The sequence below is a fragment of the Aeromicrobium sp. genome (assembly GCF_014378035.1).
Lineage (GTDB): Bacteria > Actinomycetota > Actinomycetes > Propionibacteriales > Nocardioidaceae > Aeromicrobium.
Window position 1 is genome coordinate 1 of record NZ_JACMOM010000292.1, and the last position, 14,230, is coordinate 14,230.

Sequence of the window (14,230 nt, forward strand, 5' to 3'; positions counted from 1 at the left end):
AGAATCCTTGAACAGCGTGACGAGCTGGTCGCTGCGCGAGTTGAGGACGCCAGACACCTTCTTCAGGTTGACCAGCAGCGTGTTGATCTCGCCGTCGCGCGATGCGAGGTTGCGCGAGAGGTCGGAGACCCCCTGGATCGCGCCGCGGAACTCCTCGGGCGTGTCGGCCGACACCTTCGCGAGCGTGTCGAGGGCCTTCGAGAGCTGCGGCACGTCGATCTCGTCAGTCGTCTTGCTGAGCTCGGAGAAGGCCTGCACGACGTCGTAGGGGGCGATCGTCCGCTCCATCGGGATGGTGCTGCCCTTGGGCATCTGCCCGGGACCCTTGGGTGTGAGGGCAAGGAACTCCGCCCCCAGGAGGGTGCGGATGCGAATGTCAGCGCCGGTCTCGGTGCCGAAGCCGGTGCCCTTGTCGATCTTGAAGGTCACACGAACCTTGTTTCCCCTGAGCTCGATGTCGCCGACCTTGCCCACCGAGACACCGGCGACGCGCACCTCGTTGCCACCCTTCAGCGCACCGATCTCGGCGAAGTCGGCATGGTAGGTGTCGCCGCTGCCGATGATCGGCAGCCGGTCGGCCCGGAACGCGCCCAGCATCAGCAGGGCGATGAGGGAGATGCCGATGATGCCGATGATCACCGGGTTGCGCTCGTGGAAGGGTTTCATTTCTTGTACCCCGGCTGTGTGCAGCGCTCTCCGCCGGTGTCGATGCCCTGGGCGCCGCCCAGGTCGAGCTCGGTGGGCTTGTCCGTGAGGTTGGCTCCGTTGGCTGTGATTTTCGGGAGCGTGATCTTGCCCCTGATGTTGCAGAGATAGAAGTTGAACTCACTGCCGGACGAGGAGAGGTTGCCGAGCTTGGAGAGCTTGATCGGCAGGATCTTGATCGTGGTGGTCAGTGTGCTGAGATTCTTCTTCGTGCTGAGGTTCTTGGTCAGCGCGTTGAGCTGGGTGATGTCCTCGGTCAGCGCGGGACGACCCTGCACGAGCAGGTCGGACGTCTCGTCGGTGAGGTTGGAGATGCCGTCGATCGAGTTGAGGATCGCGTCTCGATCGTCCTTGAGTCCGGTGACGAACTGCTGCAGCGTGTCGATGGTGTCCGTCAGCTCCTTGTCGCGGCTGCCGACGGTGTCGAGCACCTCGCTGAGGTTGGTGATCACGTCGCCGATGAGCTTGTCGCGTCCGGCGAGGGTGTTCGTCAGGGACGACGTGCGCGCAAGCAGGTTCTCGACGTTGCCGCTCTCGCCCTGCAGCGTCTGGACGATCTCGTAGGCGAACTTGTTGGTGTCGCTCGGTGACAAGGCCTGGAACACGGGCTTGAACCCGTTGAGCAGGACGTTGAGGTCGAGCGCCTCCTGCGTACGGCTCTGCGGGATCGTGCTGCCGGCCCTCAGAATGGTCTTGGCTCCGTCGGCGCCCTGGGTGAGGGAGATGTAGCGCTGCCCCACCAGGTTGCGGAACTTGATGGTGGCATTGGTGTTGGCGGTGAGCGGTGTGTCGGCGTCGACGCCGAACGTGACGAGTGCCTTGTCGCGCTTGACGACCTCGACCTTCTTGACCGACCCCACCGCGACGCCGGCGATGCGCACGTCATCGCCCTTGGCCATGCCGGTGACATCGGTGAACATCGCTTTGTACTCGGTGCGATCGGCGAAGATCGAGCCGTTGCTCAGGGTGAGCCCGAGGATCAGGGTCGAGATGCCGGTGAGGGCGAAGAAGATGCCCAGCTTGACGAGGGCGGATATTGACTCGCGATCGATCTGCTTCATCGCAGCGACACCTCCGACCCACGCAGTACCGGGCTGACCAGGAGCGAGCCGATGTCCGGCACGCTCGACGGCTTCATTCCCAAGCTCGTCCCGAGCAGGATCTTGAGCTCTGACCGCTGGCTGACGGAGTCGATGCCGTAGATGCTCGGCTGCACGAGGTCCTCGAGCGAGGCACTCGACGCCGCACTGCGGTTCTTGGAGAAGTCATCAGACGTGCCGAACTTGTAGTGCGTCTTCTTGACGTTGACGAGCTTGTAGACGTCGGCGGGCACCTTGAACGGTTTCTCGTGTGAGGAGTACTTCGCCTCTTGACCCTTGTTGATCTGGTTGAGGTCGAGGCACGTCGGAGCTGCGGCGTTGGTGGCCCGAATGTCCTTGCCGTTCTTGGCCGGTGCTGTCGAGGAGGCCTTGTCGAGCTTGGCCTTCGTGACGGCGGCGTTCTCGTTGGCGTCGTACGGAGTGGGCTGCTTGATGACCTCGACGTTGATGTGCAGGGTTCCGCCACGGAAGGCGCTGTCGAGACGCGGGATGATCTTGCGCATCGAACCGAGGAAGCACGGGAAGGTGGTGGAGTAGCGTCCGATCGTCTCCAGCACCGGGCGGCCGTCGCGGGCCAGCGTCACGAGGTCGTCGCCGTTCTTCGTGGTGAAGTCGGTCAGGCTGTTCGACAGGCGCGTCCCCTCGTCGAAGAAGGCCGTCAGCTGCGACTTCTTGGCGACGATCGTGTTGCCCGTGACCACGGTGTTGCGCAGCAGGCGACCGAGGTCAGGCAGCGCGGCGGCGTAGCCGTCAGAGACCGTGCCGAGCTTCGTGAGGTCGGTGATGAGCTCGGGAACGTCCGGGTTGGTCTTCTTCAGGTAGCTGTTGAGGGTGACGAGCGTGGTGCCGAGCTTCGTGCCGCGACCTTCCAACGCCGTGGAGACGGCGCTCAGGGTGTAGGACAAGTTGGCCGGGTCGACCGCGTCGAGCAGCGGGTAGAGGTCGTTGAGCAACGTCTCGACCTCGATCGGTACATCGGCCTTCGTGATCGTGTCGCCGGCCTGGAGCGTCGCCCCACCGGCGATGTCAGTGTTCGGCGGGATGAGCGCGACGTACTTCTCACCGAACAGGGTCTTGGGGATCAGCTGCGCCGTGACTCCCTGGGGGATGTCGCCGATGAGCTCGGGCTTCATGGCGAGCAGCAGCTTGACCCCGTCACCGTCGGGCGACACCTTGCGAACCTCGCCCACAATGACTCCGCGCAGCTTGACGTCGGCATTCTGCGGCAGGTTGACGCCGGTCGTGTCGGTCTTGAGTGTCACGGGGTCGTAGTCGACGAAGGCCTTGGTGAAGAAGGCGTAGCTGACCCAGAGGGCGAACAACACCATGGCGAGGAACGCCGCACCGAGGATCTTCAGTGACCCGGAGCGTTCGAGCAAGGGGGTACGAGCCATGAGTCAGCCCGCCAATCTGACGGTGACGTTCGTGCCCCAGATCGCCATCGAGGCGAGCAGATCGACCACGTTGATGGCGACGATGGACGTACGGACGGCGAGGCCCACAGCCACACCCACACCGGCGGGTCCGCCGCTGGCGTAGTAGCCGTAGTAGCAGTGGATCAGGATGACCACGATGGCGAAGATCAGAACTTTGACGAATGACCACAACACGTCGCCAGGCGGAAGGAACGTCGTGAAGTAGTGATCGTAGGTACCCGGACTTTGCCCGTTGATCTTGGTGATGGTGAGTCGGGTGGCGAAGTACGAGGAGAGCAGGCCGACGATGTAGAGCGGCACGACCGCGATGAGACCCGCGAGCACACGGGTCGTGACGAGGAACGGCAGTGACGGAATCGCCATGGTCTCGAGGGCGTCAACCTCCTCGCTGATGCGCATGGCGCCCAGCTGGGCGGTGAACCCGCAGCCGACGGTCGCCGCCAACGCGATACCCGCCACGATCGGCGCGATCTCACGGGTGTTGAAGTACGCGGAGACGAAGCCGGTGAGGGCCGCGGTGCCGAGCTGGTCGAGGGCCGCGTAGCCCTGAATTCCGACCTCGGTGCCGGTGAAGAAACACATCGCCGTGATGACGCCGACGGTGCCGCCGATGACGGCGAGCGAGCCGGACCCGAGAGCAACCTCGGCAAGCAGGCGAACGATCTCCTTGCGGTAGTTGGCGATCGTGCGCGGGATCGAGCGGAACACCCGGATGTAGAACAGCATCTGGCGTCCGAGGGAGTCCAACGACTCCATCGGGCGCTCGTAGACAGCGGCGAGCTTGTTGTCGGCCACGGGTCACATCCCCTTGGGTGGGACGAGCTGGATGTAGATCGCCGAGATGAAGAAGTTGACGATGAACAGCAGGGTGAACGTGATGACCACGGCTTCGTTGACCGCATCGCCGACGCCCTTGGGGCCGCCTTTGGCGTTCATGCCCTTGTAGGACGCGACGATGGCGGCGAGGAAGCCGAAGATGAGTGCCTTGACCATGCCCTGATACATGTCTGGTAGCTGGGCGAGCGCGGTGAACGACGCCAGATAGGCACCAGGGGTTCCGTCTTGCAGCACGACGTTGAACACGTATCCGCCGGCGACGCCGACGACCGTGACCAGACCGTTGAGGAAGACCGCGACCAGCATGCAGGCCAGCACACGAGGGACGACGAGGCGCTGGATCGGGTCGATGCCCAGCACCATCATGGCGTCGAGCTCTTCACGGATGCGCCGGGCGCCAAAGTCGGCGGCAATGGCCGAACCTGCTGCGCCCGCGATCAGCAGCGCACACGCGATCGGCCCTGCTTCACGGACGACCGCGAGCACCGCCGCAGACCCGGTGAACGACTGGGCGCCGAACTGCTTGATGAGTCCGCCGACCTGCAACGCGATGACCGCGCCGAACGGGATCGACACGAAGGCCGTCGGGACGATCGTCACCTTGACGATGAACCAGGCCTGCAGGAGGAACTCCTTGAGCTGGAACGGCCGCCGGAACAGCGCCACCATCACATCGAGCATGAAGGCGAAGAGATTACCGGCAACCCTCGCGGGGCCGGTGACGACAGCCGCGCTCACGCAGCACCGCCGGCTGCCAGAGGCATCTTCTCTCCGAAGGATCCCGCAGGAGCTGCCACGTTGTTGTCTCGGCACCAGGCGCCTGCTTCGCGCTGGGCGCGACGCGGACGTCCGTCGGACGGCTCGAGCTGCATCGGCACGGGAGGCAGGGGCGGCATCTCGATGCCCTTCTCCGAAGCAAGCTCGTCGGCGTCCTTCTCCTCGGACATGCCAATCGGGCCGACCGTCTGGGCGTTGAGGAACTGCGCAACCACAGGCTCGTCGGAGGTCAGGAGCATCTCGCGCGGGCCGAACATCGCCAGGTGCTTGTGGTAGAGCAGGCCGATGTTGTCAGGCACCGTTCGCGCGGTGTTGACGTCGTGGGTCACGATCAGGAACGTCGCGTCGATCTGCGCGTTCAAGTCGATGAAGAGCTGGTTGATGTAGGACGTGCGCACCGGGTCCAGACCCGAGTCGGGCTCGTCGATCAGCAGGATCTCAGGGTCGAGCACCAATGCACGGGCCAGACCGGCCCTCTTGCGCATGCCGCCGGAGATCTCTCCGGGAAGCTTGTTCTCCGCGCCTACCAGCCCGGTGAGCTCCATCTTGTCCATCACGATGGTGCGGATCTCGGACTCGGACTTGCGGGTGTGCTCCCTGAGGGGGAAGGCGACGTTGTCGAACAGGTCCATCGAGCCGAACATCGCGCCGTCCTGGAACAGCACACCGAACAGCTTGCGGATCTCGTAGAGATCCTTCTCCTTGCAGTTGGCGATGTCAGTGCCCTCGATCCACACATGCCCCTCATTGGGCTTGAGCAGACCGATCAGGGTCTTGAGGAACACCGACTTGCCGGTACCCGACGGGCCGAGCATCACCGAGATCTCACCAGCCGGCAACGTCAGAGAGACGTCCTTCCAGATGAGCGCGCTACCAAACTTCTTCGTCAAACCTTCGACGACGACTTCTACTCCCACGGATGGTCCCTCCCTGCGTCCCGCGGTTTGCCGACGACTGCCGGCCGAAAAATTAGTTCATCTTAGGCCGCTGTGACCGGAGACACAGAACATAACGAGAATTCGCAAACGAGGTTACGAACTTCCGTACACGCTGTGACTGACGGGTAACAAGCGACGGATTCGGTGAAACATACCCTAGGTAACTCCGAGTCACAAATGTGTGAAGAGCCACATATCACAGAAGAAAAATCGTGCGCACTGATTGCAAAAGGGCGCCCCTCCCGAAGGAGGGGCGCCCTTTTCGTGCAGATCAAACGGTGTTTCAGGCTAGCCGTGTGTCACTTGACGGTGACGGAGGCGCCAGCCGCCTCGAGGGCGTCCTTGGCCTTCGCGGCAGCTTCCTTGTTGGCCTTCTCGAGGACAGGCTTCGGGGCCGCCTCGACGAGGTCCTTGGCTTCCTTCAGACCGAGGCCCGTGATGGTACGGACCTCCTTGATGACCTGAATCTTCTTCTCGCCGGCGCCTTCGAGGATGACGTCGAACTCATCCTGCTCGGCGGCGTCGTCGCCCGCAGCGGCGCCACCGGCAGCAGCCGGGGCAGCAGCGGCGACAGGAGCGGCCGCGGTCACGTCGAACGTGTCCTCGAACTCCTTGACGAACTCGGAGAGCTCGATGAGGGTCATTTCCTTGAATGCATCCAGCAGATCGCCGGTGCTGAGCTTCGCCATGGTGGCGTCCTTTCGTTGGAGACCCCGAGGGGGTCCCGATGTGAATCGGGCTTTCAGCCCTCGGTCGTCTCGGCGTCAGCAGACGCTTCGACAGGGGCGGCGTCGGCGGGTGCCTCGGCCTCGGTCACTGCGTCTGTCGACTCGGCCGCAGGGGCTTCCTCGACAGGGGCGGCAGGCACGGGGCCCGCTGCCAGGATCGACGGGTCGCTCTCGGCCTTCGCCTGCAGGGCACCCAGAACTCGGGCAGCCTGCATCAGCGGGGCATTGAACAGCGACGCGGCGCTCGTGATGCTGGCCTTCATGCCACCTGCGAGCCTGGCGAGGAGGACCTCGCGCGACTCGAGGTCGGCCAGCTTCTTGATCTCATCGGCAGTGAGGGTCTTCCCGTCAAGGAAGCCTCCCTTGATGATGAGCGGTGTGTTGACCTTCGCGAAGTCACGCAGACTCTTCGCTGCCAGAACCGGATCGCCCTTGATGAAGGCGATCGCGGTGGGACCGGTGAGCAGAGAGTCTTCGATCTCCACCCCAGCGTCCTTGGCGGCGATCTTGGTGAGCGTGTTCTTGGCGACGGCATAGCTGGCGTTCTCACCGAGGTTCTGCCGCAGCTCCTGGAGCTGCTTCACGGTGAGACCGCGATACTCGGTGAGAACAGCACCGTTGGACTCGCGAAAACTCTCCGCGAGTGCAGCGACGGCTGCTGTCTTGTCCGGGCGTGCCATGGGTCTCCTTCCAGCACATGAGGTGTGCGAGGACTGCGACTCCGTGTGCGAACACGGACCCGACACGAAAAAGCGCCCCGGGCGCAAGGCCACGGGACGCGATGTAACTGCATCTGTGTCGTGATCCTGCGCGGGCCACCCTTTCGGGCGCTTGGAGCAACTCGTGAGAGCTGCCGACCAGCGGTCTTCGGCTTGTCAAGGATAGAGCACCTCACCGGTCACACCAAATCGCCGACGCGGCTGGGTGCGGTGGACGTCAGTGCAGCTTGGTCGTGCTCAGCCGCTTCGCGGTGGTCGCGCCACCGAGGAGTGACTCGAGGTCCTTGTCAGTGATGTCGCCGGCCGCGGGCGCCTTGGCGTCGACCTTCTCGCCCCACCTGGTGTAGTCGACCTTGACGCTGGAGCCGGCCACCTCAGCTGCCAAGCGGCGCAGCAGGTTGTCCTTGCTCACAAACATCGTGAACGTGATCGTGTCAGGCAGCGCGGAGGCCGCGTCACCGGCCAAGGCTGACATGCCCGGTATCTTGGTGGTGTCGATGACGATGACGTAGGGCTGCGAGTCGACCCCATCGATCGTGATCGGTGTGCCCTTCTTGTCGATCGAGACCAACGCGGCCTCGATCTGCTCGAGCTGCTTGGACGGATCCATCTGGTCGACGAGCTGGGAGTACTGCTTGCCGATCGGGCTCGAGTCATCCTTGAGGTCGATCACCGCGAACTTGTTGTCGGTCATCGGACCGAGTTTCAGGTATAACGTCTCGTCGATGAGGCGCATGTCGAGTGAACCCGCTGCTCCCGCTGCTGCTCCTGCCGCGCCCAGATCCAGCGTCAGCGCCATCGACGTGTCGGCGACGGATGAGCCGATCGACACGTCTCCCTCGGCCTCGATGCTCTGTCCGCCGAACTCGATCGCCATCGAGATGTGGCTCGTCTTCGCCCGGAGCAGAGCAGCAGTGATGGCCGACGCGAAGGTGGCCCTCGTCAGGGTCGTGTCGTTGGCCTTCACCGGCGCGGACGCCGACGACGACTCCGGCCTGTCCGCGTTCGACTCCGCCTGCTTGCCGCATGCGCTCAGTGTGAGCCCGGCAGCGAGGACGAGAGGAGCAGCTGCCGAGATGGGCCCGAGTCGTCGCTTCATGATGACAGCATAGGACAGACAGCCTGTCGTCGCATCGGCGTCGGCAACCACACGAGCCGTGGCCTGGTGACGCGGCTCAGGCCTCGTCGTTGGCGTAGTTCTTGGTACGGCTCGGATCGACAGGCACACCGGGACCGTTGGTCGTCGAGACGGTGATCTTCTGCACGTAGCGGCCCTTGGAGCTGGACGGCTTGAGGCGCAGGACCTCGTCGACCGCAGCGCCGTAGTTGTCGGCGAGCTGCTCGGCCGAGAATGACGCCTTGCCGATCACGAAGTGCAGGTTGGCGTGGCGATCGACGCGGAACTCGATCTTGCCACCCTGAATGTCCCTGACGGCCTTCGCGACATCAGGCGTCACGGTTCCGGTCTTGGGGTTCGGCATCAGGTTGCGCGGGCCGAGCACACGGCCGAGTCGGCCAACCTTGCCCATCATGTCAGGCGTCGCGACGACGGCATCGAAGTCGAGCCAGCCGCCATTGACCTTGTCGACGAGCTCGTCGGCACCGACGAAGTCGGCGCCGGCCTCACGTGCTGCATCGGCGTTGGCCCCGGTCGCGAACACCAGGACCCGGGAGGTCTTGCCGGTGCCGTGCGGCAGGTTGACGGTGCCGCGCACCATCTGGTCGGCCTTGCGAGGGTCGACACCCAGGCGGATCGAGACGTCGACCGTCGAGTCGTACTTCTTGCTTCCCGACTCCTTGGCCATCGTCGTGGCCTGGAGCGGCGTGTAGACGCTGTCCTTGTCGATCTTGTCGGCGACCGCGCGGTACGCCTTGCTGTGCTGTGCCATCTGGTTTCTTCCTTCTTGTGTCTGACCAGTCGTGGTCTGTACGGGCCCAGCTGGCCCTGCCACTACTTCTGGAGGTGGGTGGTGCAGTACTTCGTCGGTGCGGTGTCAGTCGGTCGTGACGCCCATCGAGCGCGCTGTGCCCTCGACGATCTTCATGGCGGCATCGATGTCGCTGGCGTTGAGGTCGGGCATCTTGGTCGTGGCGATCTCGCGGATCTGGTCCTTGGTGATCTTGCCGACCTTGTCCTTGTGCGGGACGGCCGAGCCCTTCTTGAGTCCCGCTGCCTTCTTGATCAGCTCAGCCGCCGGAGGCGTCTTCGTGACAAAGGTGAAGGTGCGGTCTTCGTAGATCGTGATCTCGACCGGGACGACGTTTCCACGCATGGACTCCGTGGCCGCGTTGTAGGCCTTGCAGAATTCCATGATGTTGACGCCGTGGGGGCCGAGCGCGGTGCCGACTGGCGGCGCCGGGTTGGCCATACCGGCCTGCAGCTGCACCTTGACGATGGCTGCGACTTTCTTCTTGGGAGGCATTTCTTGAGTCCTTGTTTGACTGAAGGGTTGGTGCTGATGAGAACCGGGTGGCTCAGACCTTCTGGATCTGGGTGAAGCTGAGCTCGACCGGGGTTTCGCGGCCGAAGATCTCGACGAGGGCCTTGACCCTCTGAGCGTCGATGTTGATCTCCGTGATGGTGGCGTGAAGCGTGGCGAACGGTCCGTCGACGACCATGACCGAGTCTCCGACGATGAAGTCGGTGAACTCGACCTTGGAGGCCTTCGCCTGCTGCTGATCGGGGCTGTCGGACGCGGTTGCGACCTCTGCCTCGACTGCCGGGGCGAGCATGCTCTCCACCTCGGCAAGACTGAGTGGCACGGGTTGGTGGGAGTTGCCCACGAAGCCCGTGACTGACGGGGTGTGGCGCACGACGCCCCACGACTCGTCGGTGAGGTCCATGCGGACCAGGACGTAGCCAGGAAGCACTGTGCGCTTGACCAGCTTGCGCTGGCCGTTCTTGATCTCGGCGACCTCTTCGGTCGGCACGACGACCTCGAAGATGTAGTCCTCGGCGTTGAGCGAGGTGACGCGGTTCTCGAGGTTGGACTTCACCCGCTTCTCCATGCCGGAGTAGGTGTGAACGACGTACCAGTCACCGAACTGGCTGTAGAGACGATCCTTGAACTCCTGCAAGGCGTCCTCGACCGGACCATCTGCGGGCTCGTCCTCGGGAGTGGTGCCCTCGTCCGTTGCCGCTTCGTCCGTTGCCGCTTCGTCGACTGGAGCGGCGGTCTCCTCGACGGCGTCCACCTCGCTCGCGGGCGCGTCGAGTTCCGGCTCGGTGACCTCGTCGGTCTCAGAGCTGGTGGAGGGGTCGATGCCTTGAGTCACTGTTTTCCTTTGAGTTGCTGGTCGGACGCTAAGCGAAGATCGCGAACATGGCCTTGCCGAAGCCGTAGTCGAGACCGGCGACGATGGCCATCATGACGAGCACGAAGACGAGGACGACCCAGAAGTAGTTGATTACTTGGGGGCGTGTCGGCCAGACCACCTTGCGGAGCTCGGCGATGACCTGTTGGTAGAACGTGGTCGGAGACGTGCGTTTGCCGGATTTACCGGCCAGCTCGTGACGGTCGCTCACGGTTCTCCTTCATCGTTCCTCATTGTCGTGTCTCGCAGGGCAGGAGGGAATTGAACCCCCAACCTTCGGTTTTGGAGACCGATGCTCTGCCAGTTGAGCTACTGCCCTCAGTCAATTTGTTTCAAGGAGCCAGACCCTGGTGAGGGCATGACAATCCAAAGTGAAAATTCACCGGTTCAGCAAGTGTACGTGGTCGCGGCTGCCTCCGTCGAACCGAGGCCGGGCCGCGCCGCGCGGCCGATGTCGTGACGCGGCAGCGTGGGCGCCCGGGGTGGAAATCTGAGGTTCCCATCAGGTTCTAGGCTGGCGGCATGGCCACCGAACCCAGCATCACCTACTCCATCACGATCCGCCTCGAGGTCCCGTCGGGGGGGCCGGCCGTCGGCGAGCTCACGTCGACGGTGGAGCGATCGGGCGGACTCGTGACGGCGCTGGACGTCACCGCGTCGGGAAGTGACGCCCTGAGGATCGACCTGACCTGCGCGGCGTCCGACACCGACCACGCGGCGCTCATCGTGTCGGCGCTCGAGGCGATCAGCGATGTCGAGATCCACAAGGTGTCCGACCGCACCTTCCTGATGCACCTCGGTGGGGTCATCGAGACAGCGACGAAACACCCGCTCCGCAACCGCGACGATCTCTCGATGATCTACACGCCGGGGGTCGCCCGCATCTGCTTGGCGATCGCGGCAGACAAGGATGACGCGCGTCGTCTCACCGTCAAGCGCAACAGCGTCGCGGTCGTCAGCGACGGGTCGGCGGTCCTCGGTCTCGGCAACATCGGGCCGTACGCCGCTCTGCCGGTCATGGAAGGCAAGGCAGCGCTGTTCAAGGGCTTTGCCGACATCGACGCATGGCCGATCTGTCTCGACACGCAGGACGTCGACCAGATCGTGGAGACCGTCGCAGCCATCTCTCCCGGCTTCGCCGGCATCAACCTCGAGGACATCTCTGCCCCGCGCTGCTTCGGGATCGAGGCCCGGCTGCGCGCCCGTCTCGACATCCCCCTGTTTCATGACGACCAGCACGGCACGGCCATCGTCGTGCTCGCCGCGCTGCGCAACGCTCTTCAGGTCGTGGGCAAGCACATCGGCGACGCGCGCATCGTGCTCGCCGGCGCGGGCGCAGCCGGCAGCGCAGTGCTCAAGGTCCTGCTGCACGCCGGAGCCGTTCACGTCGTGGTGTGTGACGTCGCCGGCGTCGTCCACTCCGGACGTGACGGGCTCGATGAGTCGCTCGAGTGGATCGCCGCCCACACCAACGCCGACGCGCGCCCCGGCACCCTGCGGGACGTGCTTCCGGGCGCCGACGTGTTCATCGGCGTCAGCGCGGCCAACCTGATAACTGCCGAGGACGTCGAGTCGATGGCTCCCGACTCGATCGTGTTCGCTCTGGCCAACCCTGACCCGGAGATCAACCCCGCCATCGCCCGCCGGCACGCCGCCGTGGTCGCCACAGGCCGCTCGGACTACCCCAACCAGATCAACAACGTCCTCGTGTTTCCGGGCATCTTCCGCGGGCTGCTCGACGCACAGAGCCACGGCATCGGCATGGACATCCTCCTGGCCGCAGCCGACGCCATCGCCGCCACCGTCACGGCGGAGGAGCTCAACGCGAACTACATCGTCCCGAGCGTCTTTCACCCGGAGGTTCACAAGCGGGTCGCAACGGCCGTCCGAAAGGCGAGCGCGCTCGCCAACAGCGGAACGGCTGGCTAGCGTCGACCAGCGCTGCGCCCCGGTGGCAGGATGACTGCGTGCCGGTGAGTGAATCAGGAGTGCGCTCGCTCCACGAGCTTCCCAAGGCGCACCTGCACCTGCACTTCACCGGATCGATGCGCCATGCCACGCTGCTCGAGCTCGCCGAACGTGACGGCATCCGGCTTCCGGCGTCTCTGTCCGATGACTGGCCGCCCGAGCTGAGCACGATGGACGAGAAGGGCTGGTTCCGCTTTCAGCGCCTCTACGACGTCGCGCGGTCTGTCCTGCGCACCGAGGACGATGTTCGGCGGCTGGTGCTCGAGGCGGCTCTCGACGACGCGTCCGACGGATCGGTATGGACCGAGATCCAGGTCGACCCGTCGGGCTACGCCGCCCGCTTCGGTGGCATCACCGCCTTCACGGACCTCGTCATCGACGCGGCACGGGACGCCTCCGACCGGGCCGGCATCGGCATGGGTGTGGTGATCGCAGCCAACCGCACCCGCCACCCCCTCGACGCACGGACGCTGGCCCGGCTCGCGGCACAGTACGTGGGTCGGGGGGTCCTGGGCTTCGGCCTCTCCAACGACGAGCGGCGCGGCGACACGACCGCCTTCGGCCCGGCCTTCGCGATTGCCGAGCGCGCCGGGCTCGCGCTCGTCCCCCACGGCGGAGAGCTCCGCGGGCCCGCACACGTGACGCAGTGCCTCGACCACCTGCACCCCGACCGGCTCGGCCACGGAGTCCGGGCAGCGGAGAGCTCCGCGGTGCTCGAGCGAATCGCGACCCTGGGTGTCGCGCTCGAGGTCTGCCCGACGTCCAACGTCTCGCTCGGCGTGTACAGCACCCTCGAGGAGGTGCCCGTGCGCACGCTGGTCGGGGCGGGTATCGACGTGTCGCTCGGGTCAGACGACCCGCTCCTGTTCGGCTCGAGCCTCGCCGGTCAGTACACCGTGCTGCGTGCCGCTCAAGACTTCAGCGACGTCGAGCTCGCCGATCTCGCCCGCATGTCGGTGCGCAGGTCGTACGCTCCGACAGAGCGGGTCCACGCCGCGCTCACCGGCATCGATGCATGGCTGGCCGCATCCCCTCCGACGGAAGGCTGAGACCCGATGACGTCGCCGGACCCCCCGCCTCAGCAGTACCCGCCATCCGAGTACTTCCCGCCATACCCACCGGCCCAGTACCAGCGACCCGCTCCTCTGCCCGCGCATCCGCGTGCGACGACTGCGCTCGTGCTCGGCATCCTCGGTGTCGTCGGGGCCTTCGTGCTGGTCGTCCCGGCCATGCTCAGCCCCCTCGCCTGGTACTACGGCGCGATGGCGCGGCGGGAGGCCGACCGCGAACCCCAGCGGTGGTCGCGCAGCGGCGAGGCCACCGTAGGCATGATCCTCGGCATGATCGGCACGGCGATCCTCGCGGCAGCGCTGTTCCTGTTGATCCTGATCGTCGCGGGAGTGGTGATCATCGCTCATCAGGGAGGCGACTACGTCCCGTAGCGCGCTTCGCGCACGACGGTGCAATTGTGAAAAGGTGACGCCATGAGCGACGACGCATCGCAGTACCCGCCCCCGCCGGACCAGGAGCCCACCCCACCGCCGGGTGGCCAGTACCCGGCCGGCTACGGCGGGGCCTCCCCCCCCCCCCCCCCCCGCCGCCCCCCCCCCCCCCCCGGGACCCCCCCCCCCCCCCCCCACCCCTGCCGTAGCCACCCCCGCCACCGCCAGACCGGCCCCCGCCGCCACCGAAGCCACCGCCGCCAGA

Annotated in this window: 16 protein-coding genes and 1 tRNA gene; 3 read left to right on the plus strand and 14 right to left on the minus strand. The window is 65.1% G+C overall.

The features are described from left to right. The 14 genes from H7290_RS15295 to H7290_RS15360 form a co-directional block, all read right to left on the minus strand. Window positions 1-666: MCE family protein (locus H7290_RS15295; RefSeq protein WP_290514882.1), on the minus strand; the 666-nt coding region annotated here is incomplete at its 3' end. Next, a complete protein-coding gene (locus H7290_RS15300; RefSeq protein ID WP_290514883.1) occupies window positions 663-1,766 on the minus strand; it encodes an MCE family protein in 1,104 nt (367 codons plus the stop codon). The genes H7290_RS15295 and H7290_RS15300, both read right to left, overlap by 4 nt. Continuing rightward, complete coding sequence (locus H7290_RS15305) at window positions 1,763-3,199, minus strand: MCE family protein (protein ID WP_290514884.1); 1,437 nt, start codon at window positions 3,197-3,199, stop codon at window positions 1,763-1,765. Before H7290_RS15305 ends, H7290_RS15300 begins: the two co-directional genes overlap by 4 nt. Window positions 3,200-3,202: 3 nt before the next feature. Further along, on the minus strand, window positions 3,203-3,997 hold the full coding sequence (locus H7290_RS15310; RefSeq protein ID WP_290514896.1) for an ABC transporter permease: 795 nt from the start codon (window positions 3,995-3,997) through the stop codon (window positions 3,203-3,205). 42 nt (window positions 3,998-4,039) lie between these two features. Next, on the minus strand, window positions 4,040-4,759 hold the full coding sequence (locus H7290_RS15315) for an ABC transporter permease (RefSeq protein WP_290514897.1): 720 nt from the start codon (window positions 4,757-4,759) through the stop codon (window positions 4,040-4,042). Window positions 4,760-4,812: 53 nt separating this feature from the next. Continuing rightward, window positions 4,813-5,772 carry an ABC transporter ATP-binding protein gene (locus H7290_RS15320; RefSeq protein WP_290514885.1) on the minus strand — a complete coding sequence of 320 codons (960 nt, stop codon included), beginning with the start codon at window positions 5,770-5,772 and terminating at the stop codon, window positions 4,813-4,815. A 320-nt stretch (window positions 5,773-6,092) separates the two neighbouring features. Then, window positions 6,093-6,482: a 50S ribosomal protein L7/L12 gene (gene rplL, locus H7290_RS15325; protein WP_290514886.1), complete on the minus strand. Its 390-nt coding sequence runs from the start codon at window positions 6,480-6,482 to the stop codon at window positions 6,093-6,095. A 53-nt stretch (window positions 6,483-6,535) separates the two neighbouring features. Continuing rightward, a complete protein-coding gene (gene rplJ, locus H7290_RS15330) occupies window positions 6,536-7,201 on the minus strand; it encodes a 50S ribosomal protein L10 (protein WP_290514887.1) in 666 nt (221 codons plus the stop codon). Window positions 7,202-7,457: 256 nt separating this feature from the next. Beyond that, window positions 7,458-8,339, minus strand: coding sequence for a hypothetical protein (locus tag H7290_RS15335; RefSeq protein ID WP_290514888.1), 882 nt, complete (start codon window positions 8,337-8,339; stop codon window positions 7,458-7,460). A gap of 76 nt (window positions 8,340-8,415) precedes the next feature. Then, complete coding sequence (rplA, locus tag H7290_RS15340; RefSeq protein ID WP_290514889.1) at window positions 8,416-9,129, minus strand: 50S ribosomal protein L1; 714 nt, start codon at window positions 9,127-9,129, stop codon at window positions 8,416-8,418. 105 nt (window positions 9,130-9,234) lie between these two features. Further along, entirely contained in the window at window positions 9,235-9,663 is a 429-nt protein-coding gene (gene rplK, locus H7290_RS15345) for a 50S ribosomal protein L11 (protein WP_290514890.1), read from the minus strand. 52 nt (window positions 9,664-9,715) lie between these two features. Then, window positions 9,716-10,516 (minus strand): transcription termination/antitermination protein NusG, encoded by an 801-nt coding sequence (nusG, locus tag H7290_RS15350; protein ID WP_290514891.1) that lies wholly within the window; start codon window positions 10,514-10,516, stop codon window positions 9,716-9,718. Window positions 10,517-10,544: 28 nt separating this feature from the next. Then, window positions 10,545-10,766 (minus strand): preprotein translocase subunit SecE, encoded by a 222-nt coding sequence (gene secE / locus H7290_RS15355; protein ID WP_290514892.1) that lies wholly within the window; start codon window positions 10,764-10,766, stop codon window positions 10,545-10,547. A 35-nt stretch (window positions 10,767-10,801) separates the two neighbouring features. Next, a tRNA-Trp gene (locus H7290_RS15360) sits at window positions 10,802-10,874 on the minus strand. Window positions 10,875-11,077: 203 nt separating this feature from the next. Here H7290_RS15360 and H7290_RS15365 point away from each other — a divergent pair. From H7290_RS15365 to H7290_RS15375, 3 genes are read left to right on the plus strand one after another with little or no spacing between them, the layout of a single operon-like run. Further along, window positions 11,078-12,484, plus strand: coding sequence for an NAD-dependent malic enzyme (locus H7290_RS15365; RefSeq protein WP_290514893.1), 1,407 nt, complete (start codon window positions 11,078-11,080; stop codon window positions 12,482-12,484). A gap of 44 nt (window positions 12,485-12,528) precedes the next feature. Continuing rightward, a complete protein-coding gene (locus H7290_RS15370; protein ID WP_290514894.1) occupies window positions 12,529-13,572 on the plus strand; it encodes an adenosine deaminase in 1,044 nt (347 codons plus the stop codon). Window positions 13,573-13,578: 6 nt separating this feature from the next. After that, the gene (locus H7290_RS15375; RefSeq protein WP_290514895.1) at window positions 13,579-13,965 is read left to right on the plus strand and encodes a DUF4190 domain-containing protein; all 387 of its coding nucleotides are present in this window, start codon (window positions 13,579-13,581) and stop codon (window positions 13,963-13,965) included. Window positions 13,966-14,230 lie beyond the last annotated feature (265 nt).

What these genes read in the sequence shown, in the direction of transcription:
- H7290_RS15300 (WP_290514883.1), bottom strand. Translation starts at nt 1,766, where the DNA reads ATGAAGCAGATCGATCGCGAGTCAATATCCGCCCTCGTCAAGCTGGGC.
- H7290_RS15305 (WP_290514884.1), bottom strand. Translation starts at nt 3,199, where the DNA reads ATGGCTCGTACCCCCTTGCTCGAACGCTCCGGGTCACTGAAGATCCTC.
- H7290_RS15310 (WP_290514896.1), bottom strand. Translation starts at nt 3,997, where the DNA reads ATGGAGTCGTTGGACTCCCTCGGACGCCAGATGCTGTTCTACATCCGG.
- H7290_RS15315 (WP_290514897.1), bottom strand. Translation starts at nt 4,759, where the DNA reads ATGCTCGATGTGATGGTGGCGCTGTTCCGGCGGCCGTTCCAGCTCAAG.
- rplL (WP_290514886.1), bottom strand. Translation starts at nt 6,482, where the DNA reads ATGGCGAAGCTCAGCACCGGCGATCTGCTGGATGCATTCAAGGAAATG.
- rplJ (WP_290514887.1), bottom strand. Translation starts at nt 7,201, where the DNA reads ATGGCACGCCCGGACAAGACAGCAGCCGTCGCTGCACTCGCGGAGAGT.
- H7290_RS15335 (WP_290514888.1), bottom strand. Translation starts at nt 8,339, where the DNA reads ATGAAGCGACGACTCGGGCCCATCTCGGCAGCTGCTCCTCTCGTCCTC.
- rplA (WP_290514889.1), bottom strand. Translation starts at nt 9,129, where the DNA reads ATGGCACAGCACAGCAAGGCGTACCGCGCGGTCGCCGACAAGATCGAC.
- rplK (WP_290514890.1), bottom strand. Translation starts at nt 9,663, where the DNA reads ATGCCTCCCAAGAAGAAAGTCGCAGCCATCGTCAAGGTGCAGCTGCAG.
- H7290_RS15365 (WP_290514893.1), top strand. Translation starts at nt 11,078, where the DNA reads ATGGCCACCGAACCCAGCATCACCTACTCCATCACGATCCGCCTCGAG.
- H7290_RS15375 (WP_290514895.1), top strand. Translation starts at nt 13,579, where the DNA reads ATGACGTCGCCGGACCCCCCGCCTCAGCAGTACCCGCCATCCGAGTAC.